This window comes from Mycobacterium hackensackense (assembly GCF_025822555.1).
GTDB lineage: Bacteria > Actinomycetota > Actinomycetes > Mycobacteriales > Mycobacteriaceae > Mycobacterium > Mycobacterium fluoranthenivorans.
The window spans coordinates 1-1,204 of sequence record NZ_JACKUC010000025.1 but is presented as its reverse complement, the minus strand read 5'-3'; the positions used below and the strand labels follow the sequence as shown (position 1 = coordinate 1,204).

2 protein-coding genes are annotated in these 1,204 nt (G+C 64.7%); one reads left to right on the top strand and one right to left on the bottom strand.

What is annotated here, in order from left to right; all coding sequences use genetic code 11:
• A partial coding sequence (locus H7J86_RS01560) for a PucR family transcriptional regulator (protein ID WP_267288945.1) occupies nucleotides 1-248 on the top strand: 248 nt, incomplete at its 5' end.
• Between the two features lie 12 nt (nucleotides 249-260).
• On the opposite strand, the gene H7J86_RS01555 is transcribed toward H7J86_RS01560, so the two are convergent.
• On the bottom strand, nucleotides 261-1,204 hold a 944-nt coding region (locus H7J86_RS01555), incomplete at its 5' end, for an SRPBCC family protein (RefSeq protein WP_267288943.1).

Below are 1,204 nucleotides of genomic sequence, written 5' to 3'. Positions count from 1 at the left end.
GGACGCTGGGCCCGTTGCTCGAATACGATGCCGCCCACCGCACCGATCTGGTCTCGACCCTGCACACCCACTTCGCGTGTAAGCAGGACCGCAACCTGACCGCCCAGAGACTCACTATCCACCCGAACACCGTGGCGCAGCGACTGCGGCGCATCGAGCGGTTGTGCGGCGTCGACCTCGGCGATCCGGCCGCCACCGTTCAGTTCTCCTCGGCCCTCATGGTGCTCGACGTCGCCGCGCCGCGATGAGCCGGCGGGTGTTCAGGCCAGCGCCACACCCAGCTCCTGGGCGAACACCTTGATCATGTGCTGTACCGCGATCTCGTTGCGACCGATGATCATGTGGTCGTGCTGGCCGTGCCGAACGCCCTCACCGCACTGCGGCAACATCGCGAAATCCTCGTCGCGCACCGCGGCATGCACGCCCTCGTAGACGGTGTCGTAGAGAGCGCGCATATCGTCATCGACCGCCGGGATACGGCCCATCCAGCTGTGCCGGACCGTACAGCGCGTCGGCTCGCCCTCGGGGAGCATGTCGATGATCTCCACCCCGACCGGGCTGTTGGCCAGGATCAGGTTGGGATACACCCAGTAGATCACCCCCATGTTGGCCGACGGCTCCAGCGAGGCTGGTGAATCCTCGGTGAGGTTCTTGATCCAGGTGAACGGGAATCCGATCCGATGGTGCTTGCCGAACTCGTCGTAGATGGCCGTGTTCGGCAGGGTGTTCTGCCCGATCAGGCTCTCGCCGTGCACGAACGGGAAATGGTAGCCCTCGGCAAACGCCTCCAACGCGCCTTTCCACGACACCTCCGAGGAGAACTCACGATCGGTGTGATAGCCGTAGCTTTCGTAATTCCATTGCGCCAGTTCATGTCCCAACGGACCCAGGTGAGCGTCGAGATCGATGGCGGCATCCGCAGTGAGGACCGCCCAGATGAACCCGTACCGTTCCTGCGAGGGGAGTTCGACCAGGCCGTAGTCGGCGTTGTCCATGGTGTCGAACCCGGATTTGCCTGGCACCATGAACAGTTCGCCGGTGTTGCGGTAGGTCCAGGCGTGGTACGGGCACACGAAACGCGATGCGTTACCCGAGCCGCAGGCCGGCATCGCCCCCCGTTCGCCGGTGTTGCGGTAGGTCCAGGCGTGGTACGGGCACACGAAACGCGATGCGTTACCCGAGCCGCAGGCCGGCATCGCCCCCC